This window comes from Brachybacterium sp. SW0106-09 (genome assembly GCF_001293905.1).
Classification (GTDB): Bacteria; Actinomycetota; Actinomycetes; order Actinomycetales; family Dermabacteraceae; genus Brachybacterium; species Brachybacterium conglomeratum.
Genome location: NZ_BCAK01000006.1, coordinates 14236 through 37225 on the forward strand (window position 1 = coordinate 14236; position 22990 = coordinate 37225).

The following is a 22990-nucleotide window of genomic DNA, read 5'->3' on the forward strand; positions in this document are numbered from 1 at the left end:
GCGCCGCATGCCCGACGTCGACCAGGACTTCTCCCCCGCGCTGGCCTCCTGGATCACCGCCCCCGGCGAGGACCCGCAGAACCCGCTGCTGCGGCTCTCCTTCGAGCTGGCCGCCCCGCCGGTCTCGGCCCGCCTGCTGGTGACGGGCCTCGGCAGCTTCCGTGCCGCGCTCAACGGCGCCGAGGTGGACGATGCGCGCCTGGACCCCGGCCTCACCGATCCCCGCGCGCGCATCCAGGTGCGGGAGCTCGAGGTGGGGGCGCTGCTGCACCGCGGCGAGAACGTGCTGGGCATCGAGCTGGGTCGTGGCTTCCATGCGATGACCACCCCGAACGTGTGGCGCTGGCACCTGGCGCCCTGGCGGGGCCCGGTGCGGGCCTGGGCGCATCTGCGGATGCATCTGGCCGACGGCTCCTCGCGCGCCGTCGCCACCGGCCCGGACTGGCGCACCCGGCCGGGCCCGGTGGCCTTCGACTCGATGTACGAGGGCGAGACCTTCGCCCCGGCCGAGGACCCGGAGGCCTGGCTGCTCCCCGGCTACGACGACTCGGACTGGGCGCCGGTGCTGGCGGCGTCCTCCCGGCGCGGCGCCCGACGGGGCGGCCACGGCCGCGAGGTCCCCGAGCCGCTGATGGTCCGACAGGTCCAGGAGCCGATCCGGGAGCAGGAGGAGATCACGCCCGAGGTCGTCTCCTCCTCGCCCACCCGCACCGTGCTGGACATGGGGCGGGTGATCGCCGGCTGGTGCCGCGTCGAGCTGCGCGCGGACGTCCCGGCCGACGACCCGCCGCTGCTGCTCGTGGCCCGCCACGCGGAGAAGCTGCGGGAGGACGGCCGGGTCGACGCGCGCAACGAGCACGTGCACACGGACCGCTTCCAGGAGGACCGCCTCCGCCTGGAGCCCGGGTGCGCCCGCTCCTTCGCGCCCCGCCATTCCTACAAGGGCTTCCGCTACGTCGAGCTCGAGGCATCGCCCGGGGACCTCGCGCGCGTGCAGGTCACCGGGATCCTCGCCCATGCCGACCTGCGCCCCGCGAGCACGCTGTCCAGCTCGGACCCGCACGTCGAGGCGATGGATCGCGCGATGCGCGCCTCGCTGCTGAACAACATGCACCACGTCCCCACCGACACCCCGAGCCAGGAGAAGAACGGCTGGACGGGGGACGCGCTGACGTCGCTCGCGGCGATGACGACAGGCTTCGACATGCGCCGGATGCTGCGCAAGTGGCTGGAGGACCAGGTGGACGGCCAGCGGGACGACGGCTCCCTCGCGGTGATCTCCCCGAGCCCCGGCTGGGGCTACGAGGAGCTCTCCCCGCCCCGGAGTGGACGTGCCTGCTGCCGGTGCTGCTGGACGAGATGGTGTGCGAGTACGGGGAGACGGACCTCGTCACTCGGCACGCTGCGGCCGCGGCCCGGTATCTCGCCCATGAGCTGGGCCGACGGGACAAGGACGGGCTGGTCTCCTCGGTGCTCGGCGACTACCTCTCCCCCGGCAGCCCGGGCCCGGCCCCGGAGGACAGGCGCCTGTCGGGAACGCTCCTGGTCGCCCACGCCCTGCGCCGCCTGGCCCATGCGCTCGAGCGCGCGACATCGGCCGGCGAACCGCTCGCACCGGACCTCCCCGCCCCGGACACGCTCCGCGCCGACGCCGCCGCCCTCGAGCAGGCGGTGAACATCGTCTTCCTCGACACGAATCGCAGCCTCTACCGCGACCCGGGCTCCGACGGCGAGCCCGGCACGAGCGCCTGCCGCCAGACCTCGAACATCCTCCCCCTGGCCTTCGGGATCGTGCCGCGCGAGCACAGCGGCGTCGTCGTCGATCACCTCGTCGCCGACCTCACCACCCGCGGCGACCACCACGACTGCGGGCACCTCGGGGTCCGCTTCCTGCTCCCGGTCCTCTCCGCGCACGGACACGGCGCGCTCGCGTGGCGGGTGCTCTCGAACCCGACAGCGCCCGGCTGGCGGGCCTGGCTCGAGGCCGGCAACTCGCCCTTCGCGGAGATGTGGGAGCAGCCGCGCTCGCACTCCCACTACTTCATGGGCACGCCCGTGACCTGGCTCCACGAGCACGTCGCCGGTCTGCGGCGAGGGCCGGAGGGCTGGGAGGAGTTCCTCGTCGCCCCCGATCCGGACATCCCCGTCGGCCGCATCGTGATGACCCGCGCGACGGACGCCGGCGAGATCGTCCTGGACCTCGACCGCGAGGCCCGCACCCTCGTCCTCACGGTCCCGGACGGCACCCGCGCGACGGTCGTGCTCCCGCAGGAGCCGGACACTGCGGCACCGCAGGAGCTCGGCTCCGGAGAGCACCTGCTCCGCTGGTGACCGCGCCGCGGACGCGGGCGCTGCGCGGCTCCCCCGGGAACGACGACGCCCGCCGCCCCGGCAGGTGCCGGGACGACGGGCGTCGAAGTGGTGCGGAAGCTCAGAGAGCGCGGATGTTCGTCGCCTGCAGACCCTTGGGGCCCTGCTCGACGTCGAACTCCACGCGCTGGTTCTCCTCGAGGTCACGACGGCCGGTGCCGACGATCGCGGAGAAGTGCGCGAACACATCAGCGGAGCCGTCCTCGGGGGCGATGAAGCCGTAGCCCTTGTCGGAGTTGAACCAGTTGACGATGCCAGTAGCCATGGCGGTATTTCCTTCGTTGTCGTGAGTCACGGTCCGTGACCCGTAGATCCGTGACGGCGGCGCCGTCGCGGATGGGAGCATCCCGGGAGCACGGCGACCGGTGTGGTCGTCGTGGCGGGTTGCGGGTGCGGCCACGGGGGCCGCCTGAGCCGCGGCCGACGACGTGACGTCGCCGATGCGGCCGTTCTGGGGCCCGGAGGCCGTGGGTGCCCCTCCGGCGAGCGCGGCGACGAGGGCGTCGGCATCGGCTCGGAGCCGGGAGGGGGCGGAGCGCTCGGCGGGGACTGCGAGCGACCGGGGATGGTGCGGAGAGGAGTTCGTGGGCAGTGCGGAGGAGGTGATGGAGTCCCTGTCTCGTCGGTGATGCGCGACCGTCGTCGGTCGCCCCCGAGGGAGGCATCCTGCGCCGTGCACGCCAAGACTACGTCATCGGCCGGGGTGCGGGGGCCCGGGTGTGATCCAGCGGACCCGGCCGCGGACCGCGGGAGCCCTCCTCACGTCTCCCACCGCACCTGCTCGGCGTGCTTGTCAGGGCGCCATCCGCGCCACACGGGATGGCGCAGCCGGCCGTCCTCGGTGCGCTCGGTGTGCTGGACGTCCCCCACCAGGTCGGCGCGGACCCATTCGGCGTCCCGCCGGTCCGCGGAGGGGACGTCGTCGACCGGTGGGGTCTTCCGGGAGCGGGAGCGGAGCCGGCCCGCGATCTCCTCGAGGTCGCGGGCGGAGAACCCGGTGCCCACGCGGCCGGCGTAGTGCAGGTCCCCGTTCGGGTCGGGGACGGCGACCAGGAGGGAGCCGATCGTCCCGGAACGCTCCCCCTTGCCGTGGCGCCACCCGATCACCACGACCTCCTGGTGACGGGCGTTCTTGAGCTTGATCCAGGTGCGGGTGCGCTTGCCCGGCCGGTACACGCCGCTCTCCGTCTTCGCCATCACCCCTTCGAGCTGGAGCTCCTTCGACAGGGCGATCGCCTGGTCCACGTCGCCATGGTCGGCGTGCGGGAGCTGGACGTGGTCGGTGGCGTGCACCGCCTCGAACAGCCGGTCGCGCCGCTGCCGGTAGGGGGTGCGCAGCAGCGAGTCGCCTCCCTGCACGAGCAGGTCGAAGAGCATGACGTGGACCTCGACGTCTTTCCGGGCCCGCTCGACGTCGCGCTCCCGGGTGAGGCCGAGCCGCTGCTGGAGGCGGGAGAAGGAGGGCCGGTCACGGCCGTCCAGGGCCACGATCTCCCCGTCGAGGACGGTCTCCCCCGCCTCCCGCAGGGGCGGCGCCACGGCGCCGACGAGCTCGGCGAGCTCGGGGAACGTGACGGTGAGGTCCTTGCCGCCGCGGCTGGTCAGACGGACCCGGTCGCCCAGGACGGTCGCGATGACACGCACCCCGTCCCACTTCATCTCGAAGGCCCACTCGTCCTCGTCGCGGATGTCCTCACGGCGCCCGAGGGTGGCGAGCATCGGCGCGATCGGGTCGCCCATCTGGGCGGCCTCCGAGGTCCCCGTGGAGGCGGGGCCTGGTCCCTCTGCGCCGTCGGCCTCGGGCTGGTCCTTCATCAGGTGCAGCAGCCAGTTCGCCTCGGCCTTCTCCTGCGCCGCGGCGGAGCGGCGCGATCCTCCCATGCCGCCGGTGTGGAGGAAGGCGAAGCGTCGGGGCACGCCGCCGAGCCCGCCGTCAGGACGTCCGTGGCAGACGGCGATCACCTCGCGGCCCTCGCGCCATTTCTCGATCTCGATCGTGCCGGTGTCCCAGATGGTGACGTCCCCGCCGCCGTACTCGCCCTTGGGGATGGTGCCCTCGAAGGTGCCGTACTCGAGGGGATGGTCCTCGGTCTGCACGGCCAGGCGGTTCACGTCCGTCTCGAGCGGCGGTCCCTTGGGCACCGCCCAGGAGACGAGCACCCCCTCGTGCTGGAGGCGGAAGTCGTAGTGCAGGCGCGTGGCGTGGTGCTCCTGGATCACGAACATCGGCTCGGCGCCGTCGAGCGCCTCCTGCGCGGCCTCGCTGCCCACCCCGGGGCCGGGCACGGGCTCGGGCGTGCGCTCGGGGTCGCGCTTCGAGCGGTACACCTCGAGCCGGTCGCGGGCCTGCCCGGCCGGCGCGCCGCCGCCCTCCTCGTCCTGCCCGAGGGGCGCGAGGGGGTCGATCCCGCCCTCGACCCGTTCGAGCACCTCGGCCATCTCGAGGTGTGCGAGCGCGGGGTCCTCGATCTCCTCCCACGTGCGCGGGGCGGCGACGGTGGGCCGCAGGCGTCCGCGGAGGGAGTAGGGGCAGACGGTGGTCTTCTTGCCGTTGTTCTGCGACCAGTCCACGAGGACCTTGCCGGTGCGCTTCGAACGGGTCTGGGTGCTGATCACCTCCTCGGGGTGGTCGGTCTCGAGCGCGCGGGCGAGCTCGTGCGCGACCTGGTCGACCTCCTCGGAGCTCGCACTGCCGTCCAGCGGCGCGTAGAGGTGTATGCCCTTGGAGCCGGAGGTCACCGGGAAGCTCTCGAGGCCCATGTCGGTGAGGATCTCGCGGCACCAGGCCGCCACACGGGCGCACTCCGCCAGGCCGGCCCCCTCGCCGGGGTCGAGGTCCAGGACCATCCGGTCGGGATGGGCGGGCTCGAGGTCCGCGTCGAAGCGCCACTGGGGCGTGTGGACCTCGAGCGCGGCGAGCTGGGCGAGCCAGACGAGGACGGCCGGCTCGTCCACGAGCGGGTAAGTGGAGACGCCGTCGCTGTGCTGGATGTCGGCGCGTGGGATCCAGTGGGGGGCGTGGTCCTCGAGGTCCTTGCGGAAGAACACCTTGCCCGGCGACTCGGCGGTGCCCACCCCGTCCACCCAGCGCTTGCGCGTCGCCGGGCGACGCATCGCCTGCGGGACCATCACCGGGGCGATGCGGTGGTAGTAGTCGATCACCTCGCCCTTGGTGGTGCCCGTGGCCGGGTAGAGGACCTTGTCGAGGTTCGACAGCCTCAGCCGGCGCCCGTCGATCTCCACCTGCTGCTCTCGAGTGGCCATGTCCCCACTGTGCCCCCGATCACCGGATCCGTCACGCGCCGGGCCGCGGCGCCGACCGATCGTTCCACGCGGCGCGCCGCACCGCGTGGTGTCATGGGGCATGCGCGCGATATGGAGCGGTGAGATCACCTTCGGACTCGTGAACGTGCCGGTGAAGCTCTACGGGGCGACACGTTCGCACGACATCTCCTTCCACCAGGTGCACGACGACGACCACGGGCGGATCCGCTACGAGCGGCGCTGCGAGGTGTGCGGGCGGGAGATCGACTACGAGCACATCGACAAGGCCTACGAGGACGGCGACAAGACCGTCGTGCTCACGGATGAGGAGCTCGACGCCCTCCCGGCGGAGGAGAACGACGAGATCGACGTGGTGCAGTTCGTGCCCTCGGACCAGGTGGATCCGATCCTGCTGGGCACCTCGTACTTCCTCGAGCCCGTCGGCCGCTCCTCGAAGGCCTACGTGCTGCTGCGGCGGACCCTCGAGGAGACCGAGCGCACCGCGATCGTCACCTTCACGCTGCGGACGAAGACGCGCCTGGGCGTGCTCAGGGTGCACGAGGACCTGCTGGCGCTGCAGACGCTGCGGTGGCCGACCGATCTCAAGGAGGTCGACTTCGGCCCCTCGAGGTCGAAGGTCTCCGCGAAGGAGATGGAGATGTCCGCCGCGCTGGTCGAGCAGTTCAGCGACGACTTCCATCCCGAGCAGTTCACGGACGAGTACCAGGCGGAGCTGCGCCGGCTGCTCGAGGCGAAGCTCGAGGAGGGAGACACGGTGGACACCGACGCGACCTTCGGGAAGCAGAGCTCCGGGGAGGACTCGGAGGAGAGCGGCAAGGTCATCAGCCTCATGGACGCCCTCGAGCGCAGCGTGCGCAAGCGCCGCGGCGGCGACACGGGAGCGAGCGACGACGGAGAGAAGTCGGGCGGCACCACGAAGTCGGGCGGCAGCAAGAAATCCGGCGGCACCAAGAAATCCGGCAGCACCAAGAAGTCCGGTACCGCCAAGAGATCAGGCGGTTCGAAGAAGTCCGCGTGAGGCCGCGCGGTGACCGGGAGGAGCGCCGCGCCGGCGCGCGAGGACTGCACCCCGGGGACGTCTTCCGCGAAGGACCACGACGGACCGGCCGCGTGGGACGCGGTGGAACGGTTCAGTCGAGCACGGCACCATGGGGGACGATCAGTGTTCCTGCACCCCGAGGAGTTCCCATGACCGTCGTCGTCACCGCCGTGTTCCAGCCCAAGCCCGGCAAGCAGAAGGAGCTCGCCGAGGCCATGCGCCGCGGCATCGAGGCCGTCCACACCGAGAAGGGCTGCGAGCTCTACGCGATCCACGATGCCGAGGACGGCACCGTGACCATGATCGAGAAGTGGACGACGGTGGAGGACCTCGACGTCCACGGCGACAGCGACCAGGTGAAGATCCTCCGCGCCGACATCGCCGACCTCATCGAGGGTCCTGCGACCGTCACCCGCATGACCCCGATCCCCGCGGGCACCGAGGCGCAGGGCGCCCTCTGAGCACCTCCGAGCGCACGAGCCCCGGGGCGGAGCGGGACAGCACACCCTGGGGCTCCATCGCGCGCAACGTCGCGCTCGTGGTGACGGCGCTGGTAATGGTGTGGCTCGCGCTGAACGTGCGCCTGCCCTCGCTGGACGAGCTGCGCGCGGACATCGACGACCTCGGCGCCTGGGCGCCGCTGGCCTTCATCGCCCTCTACGCCCTGGTGGCGCTGACCCCGATCCCCGTGACGATCATGGCGGTCGCCGGCGGGATGCTGTTCGGCCTGGGTCCCGGCACGCTCCTGTCGATGATCGGGGTGACGGCCGGCTGCCTCGGTGCGTACTGGCTCGCCCGGGCCCTGGGCCGCGAGACGGTGATGCGGGCGCTCGGCTCGCACCGGGGCGTCGTCGAGGAGCGCCTCGAGGGCGGCGGCTTCTACGCGGTGTGCACGCTGCGGCTCATCCCCGGCATCCCCTACTGGCCGGTGAACTACGGCAGCGGCGCGCTCGGCATCCCGAGCCAAGAGTTCCTGCTGGCCACAGCGCTCTCAGCGCTGCCCGGCCAGGTCTCCCTCATCGCGATCGGCGCCTTCCTCGCCTCCCCGGACGTTCTCCACGGCGCGGTCGTGGGGATCTCCTGGATCATCGTGCTCGCCCTGACGGTCTTCTCCTACCGGCGCTGGCGGGCAACCCGTGCCGTCGCCGCCGCGGACGGCGAGGCGGCCGGCGCGGTCTGATCCGCGCTCACCTCGCACGACGCAGGACCGGCGACCGCCGTCAGAGCCCGGTCCGGGTCTAGACTGCGGGGCACGCCGACGGAGCAGGCCCACGGTTCCTCGAGAGGGCACGGCACCGACCGGCCGCAGCGGGCCGCCCGGCCCGTGCCGTCGCCCACCGAGGACCAGCCCCGTGGTCCCGCACCCCCGTGAGGATGGCTCATGACCACCACGACCGAGACCAAGAGCGGGGCCAGCCCGCGCGTCGTCCTGCAGAAGGTCGGCACATCACTGTCGAACATGGTGATGCCGAACATCCCGGCCCTGATCGCGTGGGGCATCCTCACCGCCTTCTTCATCCCGGACGGCTGGACCCCGAACGAGCCGCTGGCCAGCGTCGTCGACCCGATGATCCACTACCTGCTGCCGCTGCTCATCGCGAACACGGGCGGCCGGATGGTCTACGAGGCGCGCGGCGCCGTGGTCGGCGTGATCGCGACGATGGGCGTGATCGGCGGCTCGGACTGGCTGATCGCGCAGGAGAACGCCAAGCTGCTCGAGGAGTGGGTCGCCGCCGGCAACGCCGCCGGTGACTACGCCGAGCTCGGCCAGGTGCACATGTTCATCGGCGCGATGATCATGGCGCCGCTGGCGGCCTGGGTCATGAAGAAGCTCGACCGGCTCTGGCAGGACCACATCCCGGCCGGCTTCGAGATGCTCGTGAACATGTTCTCCGCCGGCATCGTCGGCTTCGGCCTGCTGGTGGCGGGTTTCTTCGGCCTCGCCCCGCTGGTGAACGGCCTGATGACCCTGCTCTCCAACGGCGTCGCGGCGCTCGTGAACGCCGGGCTGCTCCCGCTGGTCTCGATCCTCATCGAGCCTGCAAAGGTCTTCTTCCTCAACAACGCCATCAATCACGGCGTGCTCACCCCGCTGGGCATCTCCGAGGCGGCCATCAACGGGAAGTCCGTCCTGTTCCTGCTCGAGTCGAACCCCGGCCCGGGCGTCGGCATCCTGCTGGCCTTCACCTTCTTCGGCCGCGGAGCCGCGAAGGCCTCCGCCCCCGGTGCCGCGATCATCCAGTTCTTCGGCGGCATCCACGAGATCTACTTCCCCTACGTGCTGATGAAGCCGCTGCTGATCCTCGCCGCGATCGGCGGCGGCATGACCGGCGTGTTCATCAACGTCCTGTTCGGCACGGGCCTCATCGCCCCCGCCTCCCCCGGCTCGATCTTCGCGATCTTCGGCGTCGCGGCCCGCGACTCCTACCTGGGTATCGCCCTGGCGGTGCTCGGCGCGGCCACGGTCAGCTTCCTGCTCTCCGCCCTCTTCCTGAAGATCGGCAAGCAGGACGACGGCGACATCGCCGCCGCCACCGCCAAGATGGAGCAGATGAAGGGCAAGAAGTCCTCCGTCGCGGGCGCGCTCACCGGCGCCGGCGCGGCAGGCGCCGCGGGCGCGGGTGCGGCCGCCGCGGCCGACGCCTCCGGCCACACCGGCCCGATCCGGAAGATCGTCTTCGCCTGCGATGCGGGCATGGGCTCCTCCGCCATGGGTGCGACCGTGCTGCGCAAGAAGGTGCGCGCGGCCGGCTTCGGCGACGTCGAGGTCACGAACAAGGCCATCTCGAGCCTTTCCGACGAGTGGGACGTGGTGGTGACCCAGAAGGAGCTCACCGACCGCGCCCGCCAGCGCACCGACTCGGCCGTCCACGTCAGCGTCGACCAGTTCATGAACTCGCCCCGCTACGACGAGGTCGTCGAGCTGGTCGCGCAGCGCAATGCGCCCGACGACGCCGACGACACGAGCGCGGAGGCCGCAGCGACGACGGGCGCAGGTGCAGGCGCGGCGGCAGCCGCCCCGTCGGCCGACGACGCCCCTCGCGGCCGCCACGCGGCCCCGCGCCCGGAGGACGAGCAGCCGGCGGAAGCAGAGGGCACGGCAGGGACGGAGGCCGCCGCGGAGGACTCCACCGACTCCGCCCCGCAGATCCTCGCCCCCTCCAGCATCGTCCTGGACGGCACCGCCACCGACTCCGCCTCCGGCATCGACGAGGCCGGCGCCCTGCTGGTCGCCGCCGGCGCGGTGGACGAGGGCTATGTGCGGGCGATGCACGACCGCGAGGCGACGGTCTCCACGTTCATGGGCAACGGCCTGGCGATCCCGCACGGCACGAACGAGGCGAAGTCCTCGATCACCCGTTCGGCGATGTCCTTCGTGCGCTACCCGGGCGGGATCGACTGGAACGGCAACTCGACCACCTTCGTGATCGGCATCGCCGGGGTCGGCAACGAGCACCTCACGCTGCTGCAGAAGGTCGCCATGACCTTCTCCGACCCCGCCCAGGTCAAGCGTCTCGAGGACGCCACCACCACCGACGAGATCCTCGAGATCCTCGGGGACGAGAAGGAGTGAGCACCATGAAGGCAGTGCACTTCGGCGCAGGGAACATCGGCCGCGGCTTCGTGGGCCTGCTGCTGCACGAGGCCGGCTTCGAGGTGGTGTTCTCCGACGTCGCCGCGCCGCTGGTCGAGTCGCTGCAGGCGGCGGACTCGTACACGGTCCGGACCGTCGGCCAGGACCCGACCTCGACGGTGGTCGACGGCTTCCGGGCGATCAACTCGAGCGAGGACCCGGAGGGCCTGGCCGAGGAGATCGCCTCGGCGGACATGGTCACCACCGCCGTCGGCGCCCGGATCCTGAGGTTCGTGGCCCCGAACATCGCCGCCGGCATCGCGGCGCGCCCCGCGGGCGCTCCCCGCATCGCGGTCCTCGCCTGCGAGAACGCGATCAACGCGACCGATCTGCTGGAGGCCGAGGTGCGCGCCGCCTACCAGGGCGAGGACGTCGACGAGAAGGCGCTGTTCGCGAACACCGCCGTGGATCGGATCGTCCCGGTCCAGGCCGAGGGCGCGGGCCTCGACGTCACCGTCGAGGACTTCCACGAGTGGGCCGTCGAGCGCGGTCCCTTCGAGGGCACCGAGCCGCACGTCCCGGGCATCACCTGGGTGGACAGCCTCGGCCCGTACATCGAGCGGAAGCTGTTCACGGTGAACACCGGCCACGCCACCACGGCCTGGCACGGCGCCCGCACGGGCCACGCCACGATCTCCGAGTCCATCGCGGACCCGGAGGTCGCCGAGCAGGTCGGGGCCGTGCTGGAGGAGACCTCCTCGCTGCTGGTCGCCAAGCACGGCTTCGCCGAGGAGGAGATGGCCGCCTACCGCTCGAAGGTGCTCGGCCGCTTCGCGAACGAGGCCCTGCCGGACCCGGTCGAGCGCGTCGGCCGCTCCCCGCTGCGCAAGCTCTCCCGCCAGGACCGCATCATCGGCCCGGCCGCGGAGCTCGCCGAGCGCGGGCTCGGCCACGAGGCGCTGCTGAACTCCCTCTCCGCCGCGCTCGTGTTCACCCCTGAGGGCGACGAGGAGGTCGATCGCCTGCAGGAGATCCTCGCCTCCGCCGATCCGGACGCCGCCACCGCGGAGATCACCGGGCTCGAGCCGTCCCACCCCCTGTACGCCGAGGTGCGCGAGCGGATCGCGTCCCCGGTATATTCGCGTCACACGGACTGAGCACCCCGCCCGAGCCGTCCCCGACTTCTCGCCCGCGGCCCGCGGCCGCGGGACCACCCGATCGAAAGGCATCCACCATGGCAGAGCGCACCGTCACGATCGCCAGCGCCTCCGGGCTCCACGCCCGCCCCGCCGGCATCTTCGCCCAGGCCGCTGCGCAGCAGCCGGCCACCGTCACCATCGAGAAGGCCGGCGGCAGCGCCGTGCAGGCCTCGAGCATGCTGATGCTCATGACCCTCGGCGCCGGTCACGGCGACGAGGTGACCCTCCGCGCCGAGGGCGAGGGAGCCGAGGAGTCGGTCAACGCCCTCGCGGACCTGCTCGAGAAGGACCTCGACGCCGAGGAGTGAGCGAGAGCCTCGCCCGATGCAGAAGGGCGCCCCACCGTCACGGTGGAGCGCCCTTCTCGCGTCCGGGCCGGTCAGCCTCTCACAGCCCCAGCTCGCCCAGGATCGGCAGGTTCGCGCGGACCAGGCTCACCGCGTCCTCGGAGGTGCGGGCCTCGAGCGCCTTCGCGGCGAGGTCCTTGGCCTGCTCGAAGGTGACGGTCGAGAGCACCTTCGCGACCGCGGGCAGGGAGCGCGGGGTCATCGACAGCGAGTTCACGCCGAGGCCGACGAGCACCACCGCGAGTCCGGGATCGCCTGCCGCCTCGCCGCACACGCCGACGGGCTTGTTCGCGCTCTCCCCGAACGCCTCCGGGTCGCCGCCGGCCGCACGAGCGCCGTCGCAGGTGGCCTTCACCAGCGCGAGCACGGCGGGCTGCCAGGGCGAGTTCAGGTGCGCGAGGGAGCCGAGCTGGCGGTCGGCGGCCATCGTGTACTGGGTGAGGTCGTTGGTGCCGATCGAGGCGAAGTCGGACTCGGCGAGGTGGCGGTCGGCGGTGATCGCGGCCGAGGGGGTCTCGACCATGATCCCGGCCGGTTCGAGGCCGCGCTCGCGGCACAGGCCCACGAAGTCCTCGGTCTCGTCGACGGTCGCGATCATCGGCGCCATCACCCAGGGCTTCGCCTCGGTGCTCCTCGCCGCGGCGGCGATCGCGTCGAGCTGATTGGTCAGCACCGAGCGCTTCTCCCAGGAGGTCCGATACGCGCGCACGCCGAGGGCGGGGTTGGGCTCGTCGGCGTCGGTGAGGAAGGGCAGCGGCTTGTCGGCGCCCGCGTCGATCGTGCGCACCACGACCTTCTTGCCCGGGAAGTGCGCGAACGTCTCCGAGTACGCGGCGGTCTGCTCCTCCACGCCGGGCTCGTCCGCGCGGTCCAGGAACAGGAACTCGGTGCGGAACAGGCCCACGCCGTCGGCGTGCGCGGCGGCCGCCTTCTCGGCGTCCTTGGCGCCGCCGATGTTGGCCAGCAGCTGCACGCGGGTCCCGTCGGCGAGCACCCCTCCCCCGCCCTCGTAGGTCAGGGGGTTGCGCTGCAGCTCGGCCCACGCCTCGGAGAGGCGCTGGTGCTCCTCGGTGACCTCGTCGGTGATGGTGCCGAAGCCGGCGTCGATGAACACCTCGGTGCCGTCGGAGAACTCGTGGATCCCCTTCGCGGCGACGATCGCAGGCAGGCCCAGCTGGCGGGCGAGGATCGCGGTGTGCGACTGGGGGCCGCCGTCGGAGGTGACCAGGGCGAGCACCCGCGCGGGGTCGAGGGTGGCGGTGTCGGCGGGGGCGAGGTCGATGGCGGTGAGCACGAACGGCTCGTCGACCTCGGGGATGCCGGGGGCCTGCTCGCCGCGCAGCTCGGCGACGATGCGGGCGCGCACGTCGCGCACGTCGGTGGCGCGCTCGGCCATGTACCCGCCGAGGTTCTCGAGCATGGAGGCGACCTGGTCGCCGGCCTCCCACACGGCCCGTTCGGGCGTCTTCCCGCCGGAGAGGACGAGGCCCTGGGCGGTCTGCGTGAGGGAGGGGTCGGCGGCCATCTGCGCAGTCGCCTCGAGGATCTTCTTCCCGTCGCCGTTCGCGCGCTCGGCGAGGCGGGCGAGAGTGGCCTGCACGGCGGCGGCCGCGGCGGGGATCCGCTCGGACTCGGCCTGCGCATCGGCGCCCTCGGGGAGCGTCGCGTCCGCCGCGGGCTCTGCGACCGGCGGGGCCATCGTCCGGATGGTGCCGATCACCCGTCCGGGGCTCACTGCCACACCTGTGTACTGCGCCATCGTCGTCATCTCCTCGATCCGGCCGAATGCTCCTGGTTGGCGCACATGCTACGCGGCGGAGAGAGGACCGGCTCAGTGCGGGGAGTCGGGCGACTGCGGCGAATCCGCGGAGGCCGGGCTCGGGGCCGACGGGGCGGACTGCGCAGACTGCGGCGTCGGCGCGGACTGCGCCGTGGGCGCCGACTGCGCTGACTGCACATCGCCGACCTTCGCGGGGGCGGGGGCAGGCTTCGCAGGGGAGGGCGCAGGAGCGGCCTTCGCAGGCGCCGGAGCCGCCGAGCCCGCACTCACCGCCGTCGGCGCGCTCACCGCCGTCACGGCGCTGACCTCGCCACCGGCGGTCCCCGCGCTCTGCATCGTCTCCACCGCCGGGAGCGCCGCGGCGGGCCCGGCCGGGCTCGGCGCCGACGGGGCGGAGGCCGCGGAGGCCTGCGCGGCGCCGTCGGCCGGCTGCACGACCGCGTCCCCGGCGGTGCGCGGGGAGCTGTCGCCGCCGCCGACCATCGCATAGGCCACGCCCGGGATCAGCACGGCCGCGGTGGTGCCGGCCGCCACGGTCCAGATCGTCGTCTTCGCACGCATCGTGATCACTCCTTCGTGGGCCCGGTCGCCCGGGTCCTCTTCTCGATGACCACAGAGAACACGGGTCCGATGAGAGACGCCCCAGACGGTGATGAGGCGCCTCTCGTGCGAAGTCGTTGACCTGTCCGCGGCGCACCGCTAGCGTCCGCCGCAGCACGCGATGCCGCCGCACCCCTCAGGAGCCCCCGTGATCCGGTCCCGATCCGCACGCTCCGGCACTCCGCTGGGCTGGGAGCACCTGCCCGCCCCGGACCTGCGCGGCAGGACCGTCGTCATGACCGGCGCGAGCGACGGGCTGGGCCGCGAGGCCGCGCTGCAGCTGGCGCTCTGGGGTGCCGATCTGGTGCTCGGGGTGCGCAGCCGGGCCAAGGGCGGGATCGTCCGCTCCCGCATCACGGCGGAGACGGGGCGGCCCGGGGCGGTGCGGCTGGTCGACCTGGACCTCGACGACCTCGCCTCGGTCCGCGCGGCCGCCGAGGCCATCGGCCGCGTGACCGCCGGGACCGGGATCGACCATCTGATCCACGTCGCGGGCCTGGTCACCCGCCGCCGCGAGGAGACGGCCGACGGCTTCGAGCGGATGCTCGGCGTCAACGCCCTCGCGCCGCTGCTGCTGACGGACCTGCTGCTCCCCTCGGTGCGGGGGCGGGTCGTGGTGGTGGCCTCCCACGCCCACACCTTCGGACGCATCGACCGCGCCGATCCGCACTTCCGCCGAGGCGGATGGTCGCTGCGCGCCGCCTACGGCCGCTCGAAGCTGGTCACGATGCTGTGGGGGCTCGACCTCGCCGAGCAGCTGACCGCGACGGGCTCCCCGGTGGACCTCCAGCTGGTCCATCCCGGCTGGGTGCTGACGAACCTTCAGAACGCGACCGGCTCCGACCGGCTGGACGCCCTGGTGACCGCCGCGTCCCGTCCGCTGGCGATGACGGCGCAGGAGGGCGCGGCCTCGGTGCTGCTCGCCGCGACGCAGTCGCTCCCGCCCGGCTCCTATCTCGGCCCCGATGGTCCCGGCGCGCTGCACGGCCGGCCGACGTTCCTGCGCCGCTCCCCCACGGCGCTCGACCGCGGCCTGGCCCGGGAGGTCGCCGCATGGGCGCGTGCGGAGGTCGACGGCGTCGGCGGATGACCGCGCATGACGCGAGCCCTCGACGCGCGGGGTAAGAGGGAGCAGACTGCGAGCGTCCCGTCCGAGACCTGCAGGAGGCTCCCATGACCGCATCCGCCCCCGAGGACTTCCTCGCCTTCCGCGACCGTCGCGACCGCGGCCTGGCCGAGCCGCACGGGATCCTCTCCCAGGTGGGGCTGCACTGGATCGACCCGGCCGACGGGGCGCACGAGATCGAGGGCGTGCCCGGCACCTGGCGGCGCGAGGGCGACGTGCTCGAGGCGGAGTGGGAGGGCGAGGCGCTCGAGCTGCTGGCGGACGCCCCCGAGGCACTCGTCGAGCACCATGGTGAGCACACCCGCGTCACCGTCGGCGCGGCCGCCGACGTGCGCCTGGCCCGCTTCGGCGAGGACGTGCAGATCGACGTGATCCGCCGCGGCGACCGGATCGGGCTGCGCCTGCTGGACCCGTCGGCCCCGCGACGCACCGCCTTCGAGGGCGTGCCGACCTTCGACCACGACCCGGACGCGGTGCTGACCGGCACCTTCGTCCCGCACCCGGCGGAGGTCACGGTCGGTTCGGTCCTGCCCTGGCTCACCTCGGAGGTCCCCTCCCCCGGCGTCGCGCGCTTCACGGTCGGCGGCCAGGACGTGGAGCTCGTGGTGACCGGCCGTTCCACCCTCGTGTTCACCGACGAGACCTCCGGCGCGGAGAGCGCGGACTGGCGCCAGGTGGAGGCGCGGATCGACGGGGACCGCATCGAGGTGGACGTGAACCGGGCGCTGAACTTCCCCTCGGCCTTCAGCACCTCGGCGACCTGCCCCCGCCCGCCGGAGGGCAACCACCTGCCCGTCCCGGTCCGCGCCGGCGAGCGCCGCGTGGAGCCGACGGACCGCTGAGTGCTCCTACCGGCCCTGCCTCCGCGCATTCGTCGCGGCGATCCAGCGGCGGTGCGCCTCGATAGCGGCCGCCGTCGGAGGGCGCGGGGCGTACGCGCGTGAGGCGTCGACGAAGGCGAAGGGGTTCTCCCCGCGGTACAGCATCATGCGATCCGTGGTCGCGAGCGCGGTGATCCGTCGGCCGACGGGCCCGCGCAGCACCACGACCGCGGCGCCCATGGTCCAGTAGGAGCCGCTCTGCTCGATCACGGCGACCTGCTCCCACGGGATCCGATGGGTCTTCACGTAGTGGACGATCGTGATCCCCTCGTCATCGACGAGGAACTGGATCCTGGTGCCCACGAACCAGACCAGGCCGATGAAGAGCACGAGGGACAGGCTCAGCAGGTGCCCGAGGACCCCGGCGAGGGACTCCGTGGTGAGCAGCATGACGCCGCTGCCCAGCACGACGAAGGAGACCGGCAGGAGGACGACGCCCAGCGCGGCGCGGACCCACCAGGTCCTGATGGCGCGATACCCGACCTCGGCCACGCTCCCCCTCCGATGGTGCCCGGATGAACACTGCAGTGCAGATGAGCGGAGGGTGCGGGATTCGAACCCGCGGTACAGGGTCACTGCACAATGGTTTTCAAGACCATCTCATTCGGCCGCTCTGACAACCCTCCCGGTGCCCGAAGGCACCCGCACGAGTCTACCGTCGCCGCCGGGGCCGCCGGGGCTAGGCTGGCCCCACCCGCCCCCACCGACGGAGGAGCCCTGATGCGCGCGATCCTGATCGAGTCCGAGGGCGCCTCCCCGCGCCTGGTCGAGGACGCCGACGAATCCCTGCTGACCGGCGAGGTGGCGCTCGACGTGGAGTTCTCCTCGCTGAACTACAAGGACGCGATGGCCCTGGCCGGCAAGGGCATCGCCCGCACCCACCCGCTGGTCCCCGGCATCGACCTGGTCGGCACGGTGTCGGAGTCCGGCGACGAGCGCTTCTCCCCCGGCGATGCCGTGGTCCTGAACGGCGACGGGATCGGAGAGTCCCGCCACGGCGGCTTCGCGACCCGTGCCCGCGTGCGCCCGGACGCGCTCGTCCACCTCCCCGCGGCCCTCACCGCGCACCGCGCCGCCGCGATCGGCACCGCCGGCTTCACCGCGATGCTCGCCGTGCTGCGCCTCGAGGACGCAGGCCTCACCCCGGCCGACGGGGACGTGCTGGTCACCGGCGCCTCCGGCGGCGCCGGCTCGGTCGCGATCGCGCTGCTCGCCGGACGCGGCCACCGCGTGATCGCCTCGACAGGGCGCGTCGAGGAGCACGGCGAGTACCTGCGCTCCCTCGGCGCCGCCGAGGTCGTGGACCGCCGCGAGCTGTCGGAGGAGCCGGGCCGTCCCCTGCAGTCCCAGCGCTTCGCCGCCGCGGTCGACGGGGTCGGCTCGACGACGCTCGCGAACGTCCTCGCGCAGACCGCGTGGGGAGGCACGGTCGCCGCCTACGGCCTCGCGCAGGGACCGGACCTGCCCGCGACGGTGCTGCCGTTCATCCTGCGCGGCGTCACCCTCGCCGGCATCAACTCCGTCGAGTGCCCGCTGCCGCTGCGCGAGCGGGCCTGGGCGGCGCTGGCGAGCGAGCTCGACCTGGCCCTGCTGGACTCGATGACCACCACCATCGGCCTCGCCGACGCGATCCCCGCCGCGCAGCAGGTGCTGGCCGGCCAGGTCCGCGGCCGCACCGTCGTCGAGGTGGGACGATGACGGCGAGCCCGGACACTGAGAGCCCGATGACCGAGAAGAGGACCATGCGCGCGATCACCATCGTCGGCGAGGGCGAGCTCGAGCTCGCCGAGCTGCCCGAACCCACGCCCGGCCCCGGCGAGGTGCTGGTCGACGTCGTCGCCGCGGGCGTGAACCGCGCCGACCTGGCGCAGGCCGCAGGGAAGTACCCGCCGCCGCCCGGCGCCTCCGAGCTGCCGGGCCTCGAGGTCTCCGGCCGCCGACGGGACACCGGCGAGGAGATCGTCGCCCTGCTCGCCGGCGGCGGCTACGCCGAGGTCGTCGCGGTCCCCGAGGCGCAGCTGCTCCCGGCTCCGGAGGGCATGGGCCTGATCGACGCGGCCGGGGTGGTCGAGGCCGCCGCGACGGTCGTGTCGAACCTGGTGCTCGAGGCGGGGATGCGCGAGGGCGAGACAGTCCTGGTCCACGGCGGCACGGGCGGCATCGGCACGGTCGCCATCCAGCTCGCCAAGGCCATGGACGCCCGGGTGCTCACCGCCGTCGGCAGCGACGACGCACTGCCGATCGTCGCCCAGCTCGGCGCCGAGCAGGCGTGGAACCGCCGGATCATCGACCTGCCCGCCGCGGTGCGCGAGGCGGGCGGCGCGGACGTGATCCTCGACGTCGTCGGCGGCTCGGCGCTGGCCGACAACGTCTCGATGCTGAACGAGGGCGGCCGCCTGGTGATCATCGGGACGCTCGGCGGGGCGAGCGGCGAGCTGTCGATCGGGCAGCTGATGGCCAAGCGCGCCCGCGTGATCGGCTCGACGCTGCGCTCCCGCCCGGTGGAGAACAAGGCCGCGATCCTCGAGGCGACCCGCTACCTGGTCTGGCCGCTGCTGGCCTCCGGGGAGCTGCAGATCCCGATCCACGAGCGGCTCCCGCTGGCCGAGGCCGCTCGCGCCCACGAGATCCTCCGCACCGGAGGCCACCTCGGCAAGGTGATCCTGGAGGTCGAGGAGTCGGCCGCCGGGCACCGTCGGGGGCGCCGCCGCCGGAGCGCATGAGCGACCAGCTCACGACCCGACTCCTCGTATCCGCAGGCCTCACGCTCGTCGGCGTCTTCTGCCTCGCCTACACGGCCTGGGCCCGGCGAGGCCGCTCCGAGCGAGCTCGCGCCTGGATGGGCGACGAGTTCGGCGAACGCCTGCGCGACGAGCGCTGGGCGGTGCTCGGCGCATCGATGTTCGGCGTCATGTGCCTGTGCTTCGCTGCCTTCGTGCTGCCGGTGGTGGGGATCTACCTCGGCCTCGTCACACTGCCGCTCGCCGCGCTGTCCTTCGTCCTCTTCCTGTGGGCGATGATGTACTTCATCCCGCTCCCCGACCTTTTCTCCCCCCGCTGGGCCCGCTCGCTGCGGGATCGGAACCGTCGCGTCGAGGCGGCCTGGAAACAGGAGTTCCGGCGCCGTCGCGGTCAGTGATCCACTTCGCTATCGGGGCTGGCGGGAGAGCCACCGGCGGTGTCCGTCGATCGCGGCCCTGGCGGGCGGGCGGAGAACTGTGGCGGGGTCGCCGAGGGCGACGGGATTCTCGCCGCGAAACATCGCCCTCCGGTCCGAGGTGGGCCAAGCGATGATCCTCTTGCCGGGCGGGTGCCGCAGCACGATGATCACCGCACCCGTGGCCCAGTACCCACTGTCCTGTTCGATCACGGCGATCTCCTCCCACCGGATGCGGAGGGTGCTGAAGGAGCGGACGAGCGTGATGCCCTGGTCATCGACGATGAACTGACGCCGGGTGGCGACCACCAGAAGAAGAGCGCAGATCAGCACGATGACCAGGCACAGCAGAGCGCCCAGCACACCAGCAACGGAGTCGAGGGTCAACAGAATTGCCCCGGCGCCGAGAACGACCAGCAGGGGCACGCCCATGAGGCACCCGAGGGCACCGCGAACCCACCCCGTCCTGATCGCTCGGTAGCTCATCTGCTCCATCCCCACTGCCCTTCCCGACTGTGCTACACCTGGCACCCCACAGGACGATATCGCCTAGTGGGGACTTCTCCCCATGTCCCCCGCGCGCCAACCCACCTACTCTCAGGACATACGCACGCACAGGGGACGGAATCACACATGAACTTCTGGGGAGCAGACACGGACCAGCTCCGTGAGCACGGGACGGCGGTCAGCAGCGGCGCGAGGCGGATCGAGGAACTGATCGTGACTCTTTCCTCCACGGTGGAGAGCGTGCAGTGGATCGGACCCGACGCCGACGAGTTTCGGAGCTCGTTCCAGGTGATGTGCGGGGAGAGAGTCGATCCGGCCACATCTCGGCTGTTCTCCCTCGCGAAGGAGTGTGAGCAGCACTCGGAGGAGCAGGACTCGGCGAGCGAGGACGGGGGCTCCGGCGGCAATCAAGGAAACGAGGGCGACAGAGGCGACGGGGGCCAGAGCGATCCGCTCAACCCCCTCGAGGCCATCAGGAAGGCTCTCGAGGACTACGACCCTCTGGAGAGCGACGGCTTCTGGGGTGATCTGCTGGGCGGGCCTGAAGCCGGCTACTGGGGGAACTTGATCTGGAACGCAGCTTCCATCGGTGGTGACATCGCCGGGATCTTCGTCGAGCCGACCGGTGCCGCAGCGGCGATCAGTCTCGCGATGGACATCCCGGGGGCCGCCATCGGCTACTACGACGCGCTGCAATCGTTCCAGGACGGCGACTATTACGGCACCCTTGACGGCCTGGTCACCGGGGGGATCAACACGCTCGACGCCGGCATGGCCGCCCTCAGCATGGTACCGCCCGTCCCGCCGGTCGGCTTGGCGCTCAAGGGCATCGGCGAGGTGGGGGGCATCGTCACGGGTTCTCTGGATATGGGCTGGTCCGCAATGACAATGGCTGCACAGGCCGATGCGATCGCCGGCGGCCCAGGCGGAGGATCAACCTCGAAGTTCCTCATGACCGCGCCGTACTTCGTATTCGAGCAGGCGACCGGCATCCCGGCGTACACGGAATTCGCCAAACCTGTCACGGACGGCATCAACGACTTGTACTCGGATGTCACGTCGAGCATCAGGGACGCCGTCCCGATCATCGATCCCATGATCGACCTCTCGCAGCGTCCTCTGGAGGCCATCTCCGAGACTCCCCTCGTCGCCCCGATCGAGGACGGCGCGACGGCGGTCAATGAGTGGATCCGCGGTCTCGGCCGGTAGAGAAGTCGCGCCGGGTCTACTCGTCCCCTGAGTCGTTCATATCCCCGATCAGCAGTTCCAGGAGCTCATCCAGCTCCTCCGGTGCGATCGACCGTGCGACGGCCATATCCTCCGCTGCAACGCTGTCTGGATCAGGCTGAAGGATCACTAACATTGCTCGGCCGGAGACGAAGTGCATTTCCCCTGACTGCGCGGCCAGCGATCCGGACAGCGAGATCTTGGTAGCAGCGATCAGCTCTCCTGTGTGCTCGAGCAGGGCGGGGTCGGCATGCGCGCCGTCCATCTTGCCGCGCCAGAGGATCGCGTCCTGCTCCTCGGGATCGGACCCCGTCGCCGATTCGTCCGCCTCACCGGTTACGCGCCCCAGAACGAAGGTGCGCAGAAGATCCACTGAGTTCGACACATTCTGGATCGTGAAATGGTGAAGGCCGGCCGGCGATGTCTGCTCGTACAACACGGTCCGGTCACGATCCACGTAGATGCCGTGAGCACCTCGTTCCTCCGGCGCGTGACCGACAGCCTCAAGGCGGACTGCCGCGTGATTCCGGCGCGTGAGGATCCCAGTCAGAAGAAAATTCCCCTTCATCGCCTGCGGGTCGCCGACCTGCTCGCGCTTCTCTGCCGCGGCGAGTATCGCCTCCGGGGCGATCATTCCCCGCGCGATCATCGAACGCCGGAGGACAGAAGTCAGCATTCCGACGTCGAAGCGCTGACCTCGATCAACCGCCAATCGGTCGAGCCAGGGTGAGGCGAACCTCCCCTCCCCTTCCCTCCCGTAGAGGGTGAACAGCTCCTCGTCGGTGAGGGTGATGAGTGGGCTCGGATCCTCATCGAGCATCGATGCCAGAGCACCGGCGGCCGCCACCTCACGAAAACCTTCAGGAATCTCTGCGGTCATTCTCAATCCTCGATCTGAAGCAACTGACACCCGTAGCCTCCCACTCCCAGCGCCGTTGCGCGGAGGTCTTCGCCGTCAGCGCTGAAGCCCCTCCAGCACGAGCACGGTCCCGTCCTCGTAGATCGACTCGGTGACCACGTCCGCGACGTCCTTCACGCCCTGCGGCGCCTGCCCCATCGCGACCCCGACCTCGGCCCAGGCGAGCATCTCGGTGTCGTTGAAGCCGTCGCCGACGGCGACGGTCGCCCGCCGCTCGATGCCGAGCCGGTCGCGGATCACCTCGAGGGCGCTGGCCTTGGAGATGCCGGGCGCGGCCATGTCCAGCCAGGCGGTCCACCCGATCGAGTACTCGACGCCGTGCACCCCGGACTCGGCGATGACCTTCGAGAACTCCTGCGGGGAGAGGTCGGGGACGTGGACGACCACGCGCACCGCCTCGAGCTCCATCAGGTCCTCGAGCACGGTCTCGGTCGCCTCGACGCCGAAGCTCGCGTCCTGGAAGCCGGTGGTCGAGTGGAAGCCGCCGTCGGCCGTCTCGACCGCGTAGTGCGCGTCGGGGGCGACCTCGCGCAGGGTGCGCAGGGCGTGGCCGGGCTGGAAGGAGCGGGTGTCGACGATGTGGTGCCCGCCCTCGGCCTCGGGGTCCATCTCGACGGTGACCGCGCCGTTGGAGCAGACCGCGTAGCCGCGCGTGATCCCGGCGGCCTCGACGATCGGGAGGGTCGCGCCGAGGGAGCGGCCGGTGGCGATGACGACGGTGTGCGTGCTCGCGGCGCCGCGCAGCGCGTCCCGCATCTCGGGGGTCATCCGCCCGTCGTGGTCGACGAGGGTGCCGTCGACGTCGAGGCCGATCAGCAGCGCCTCGCCGTCGAGCCGGTCGAGGTGCTCGGCCAGGCGCTCGCGCGCGGCGGTCCGGTCGGTGGTCGTGGTAGAGGCGCTCATGCGCGGCAGTGTGCCATCGGCCGCCGACGAACGGGTGAACCGTCGGTGGCGAAGAGCCGCGCGCAGTCGCTGGAGG

The 22990-nt window shown here is 71.9% G+C and carries 21 protein-coding genes, 1 tRNA gene and 1 pseudogene; 14 read left to right on the forward strand and 9 right to left on the reverse strand.

Going from position 1 to position 22990, the window contains the following annotated elements:
* Positions 1-7 precede the first annotated feature (7 nt).
* Together Y09_RS18075 and Y09_RS18080 are read left to right on the forward strand one after the other, a co-directional pair.
* Positions 8-1282, forward strand: a pseudogene (locus Y09_RS18075) (family 78 glycoside hydrolase catalytic domain); the annotation flags it as partial.
* Positions 1283-1359: 77 nt separating this feature from the next.
* Positions 1360-2331 (forward strand): alpha-L-rhamnosidase C-terminal domain-containing protein, encoded by a 972-nt coding sequence (locus tag Y09_RS18080; protein ID WP_255351640.1) that lies wholly within the window; start codon positions 1360-1362, stop codon positions 2329-2331.
* A 100-nt stretch (positions 2332-2431) separates the two neighbouring features.
* Here the strand turns inward: Y09_RS18080 and Y09_RS04235 are convergent, their stop codons facing one another.
* Together Y09_RS04235 and Y09_RS04240 are read right to left on the reverse strand one after the other, a co-directional pair.
* Positions 2432-2635, reverse strand: coding sequence for a cold-shock protein (locus Y09_RS04235; RefSeq protein ID WP_010550042.1), 204 nt, complete (start codon positions 2633-2635; stop codon positions 2432-2434).
* Positions 2636-3129: 494 nt separating this feature from the next.
* Positions 3130-5634 (reverse strand): ATP-dependent DNA ligase, encoded by a 2505-nt coding sequence (locus Y09_RS04240; RefSeq protein ID WP_053916403.1) that lies wholly within the window; start codon positions 5632-5634, stop codon positions 3130-3132.
* 100 nt (positions 5635-5734) lie between these two features.
* On the opposite strand from Y09_RS04240, the gene Y09_RS04245 reads away from it, so the two are divergent.
* The 6 genes from Y09_RS04245 (at position 5735) to Y09_RS04270 (ending at position 11775) form a co-directional block, all read left to right on the forward strand.
* Positions 5735-6673, forward strand: coding sequence for a Ku protein (locus Y09_RS04245; RefSeq protein WP_053916404.1), 939 nt, complete (start codon positions 5735-5737; stop codon positions 6671-6673).
* A 170-nt stretch (positions 6674-6843) separates the two neighbouring features.
* Positions 6844-7155, forward strand: coding sequence for a putative quinol monooxygenase (locus Y09_RS04250; protein WP_053916405.1), 312 nt, complete (start codon positions 6844-6846; stop codon positions 7153-7155).
* A 77-nt stretch (positions 7156-7232) separates the two neighbouring features.
* Positions 7233-7874 (forward strand): TVP38/TMEM64 family protein, encoded by a 642-nt coding sequence (locus Y09_RS04255; RefSeq protein ID WP_234695625.1) that lies wholly within the window; start codon positions 7233-7235, stop codon positions 7872-7874.
* A gap of 201 nt (positions 7875-8075) precedes the next feature.
* Positions 8076-10268, forward strand: coding sequence for a PTS sugar transporter subunit IIA (locus Y09_RS04260; RefSeq protein WP_053916407.1), 2193 nt, complete (start codon positions 8076-8078; stop codon positions 10266-10268).
* 5 nt (positions 10269-10273) lie between these two features.
* The gene (locus Y09_RS04265) at positions 10274-11425 is read left to right on the forward strand and encodes a mannitol-1-phosphate 5-dehydrogenase (RefSeq protein WP_053916408.1); all 1152 of its coding nucleotides are present in this window, start codon (positions 10274-10276) and stop codon (positions 11423-11425) included.
* 77 nt (positions 11426-11502) lie between these two features.
* Positions 11503-11775, forward strand: coding sequence for an HPr family phosphocarrier protein (locus Y09_RS04270; RefSeq protein WP_010550035.1), 273 nt, complete (start codon positions 11503-11505; stop codon positions 11773-11775).
* Between the two features lie 79 nt (positions 11776-11854).
* Here the strand turns inward: Y09_RS04270 and ptsP are convergent, their stop codons facing one another.
* Positions 11855-13573 (reverse strand): phosphoenolpyruvate--protein phosphotransferase, encoded by a 1719-nt coding sequence (gene ptsP / locus Y09_RS04275; RefSeq protein ID WP_053916409.1) that lies wholly within the window; start codon positions 13571-13573, stop codon positions 11855-11857.
* A 72-nt stretch (positions 13574-13645) separates the two neighbouring features.
* A complete protein-coding gene (locus tag Y09_RS04280; protein WP_053916410.1) occupies positions 13646-14155 on the reverse strand; it encodes a hypothetical protein in 510 nt (169 codons plus the stop codon).
* 187 nt (positions 14156-14342) lie between these two features.
* Here Y09_RS04280 and Y09_RS04285 point away from each other — a divergent pair, with 187 nt between their 5' ends.
* Together Y09_RS04285 and Y09_RS04290 are read left to right on the forward strand one after the other, a co-directional pair.
* Positions 14343-15284, forward strand: a complete 942-nt coding sequence (locus tag Y09_RS04285; protein ID WP_053916411.1) for an SDR family NAD(P)-dependent oxidoreductase — start codon at positions 14343-14345, stop codon at positions 15282-15284.
* A gap of 83 nt (positions 15285-15367) precedes the next feature.
* On the forward strand, positions 15368-16162 hold the full coding sequence (locus Y09_RS04290; RefSeq protein ID WP_053916412.1) for a DUF1684 domain-containing protein: 795 nt from the start codon (positions 15368-15370) through the stop codon (positions 16160-16162).
* A 6-nt stretch (positions 16163-16168) separates the two neighbouring features.
* On the opposite strand, the gene Y09_RS04295 is transcribed toward Y09_RS04290, so the two are convergent.
* A complete protein-coding gene (locus tag Y09_RS04295; protein WP_053916413.1) occupies positions 16169-16693 on the reverse strand; it encodes a PH domain-containing protein in 525 nt (174 codons plus the stop codon).
* A 46-nt stretch (positions 16694-16739) separates the two neighbouring features.
* Positions 16740-16827, reverse strand: a tRNA-Ser gene (locus tag Y09_RS04300).
* A 94-nt stretch (positions 16828-16921) separates the two neighbouring features.
* On the opposite strand from Y09_RS04300, the gene Y09_RS04305 reads away from it, so the two are divergent.
* The 3 genes from Y09_RS04305 to Y09_RS04315 are packed head-to-tail and all read left to right on the forward strand — an operon-like array spanning position 16922 to position 19340.
* On the forward strand, positions 16922-17899 hold the full coding sequence (locus tag Y09_RS04305) for an MDR family oxidoreductase (protein WP_053916414.1): 978 nt from the start codon (positions 16922-16924) through the stop codon (positions 17897-17899).
* Between the two features lie 44 nt (positions 17900-17943).
* Positions 17944-18924: an NAD(P)H-quinone oxidoreductase gene (locus Y09_RS04310; protein ID WP_053916513.1), complete on the forward strand. Its 981-nt coding sequence runs from the start codon at positions 17944-17946 to the stop codon at positions 18922-18924.
* Positions 18921-19340 (forward strand): hypothetical protein, encoded by a 420-nt coding sequence (locus Y09_RS04315; RefSeq protein WP_053916415.1) that lies wholly within the window; start codon positions 18921-18923, stop codon positions 19338-19340. The genes Y09_RS04310 and Y09_RS04315 overlap by 4 nt, the downstream gene beginning before the upstream one ends.
* Positions 19341-19349: 9 nt before the next feature.
* Here Y09_RS04315 and Y09_RS04320 read toward each other — a convergent pair whose 3' ends face one another.
* Positions 19350-19853 carry a YcxB family protein gene (locus Y09_RS04320; protein ID WP_053916416.1) on the reverse strand — a complete coding sequence of 168 codons (504 nt, stop codon included), beginning with the start codon at positions 19851-19853 and terminating at the stop codon, positions 19350-19352.
* Positions 19854-19991: 138 nt separating this feature from the next.
* On the opposite strand from Y09_RS04320, the gene Y09_RS04325 reads away from it, so the two are divergent.
* Positions 19992-21074, forward strand: coding sequence for a hypothetical protein (locus Y09_RS04325; RefSeq protein ID WP_053916417.1), 1083 nt, complete (start codon positions 19992-19994; stop codon positions 21072-21074).
* A gap of 16 nt (positions 21075-21090) precedes the next feature.
* Here the strand turns inward: Y09_RS04325 and Y09_RS04330 are convergent, their stop codons facing one another.
* Together Y09_RS04330 and Y09_RS04335 are read right to left on the reverse strand one after the other, a co-directional pair.
* A complete protein-coding gene (locus Y09_RS04330; RefSeq protein WP_053916418.1) occupies positions 21091-21972 on the reverse strand; it encodes a hypothetical protein in 882 nt (293 codons plus the stop codon).
* 75 nt (positions 21973-22047) lie between these two features.
* Entirely contained in the window at positions 22048-22914 is an 867-nt protein-coding gene (locus Y09_RS04335) for an HAD family hydrolase (protein ID WP_053916419.1), read from the reverse strand.
* Between the last annotated feature and the right edge of the window lie 76 nt (positions 22915-22990).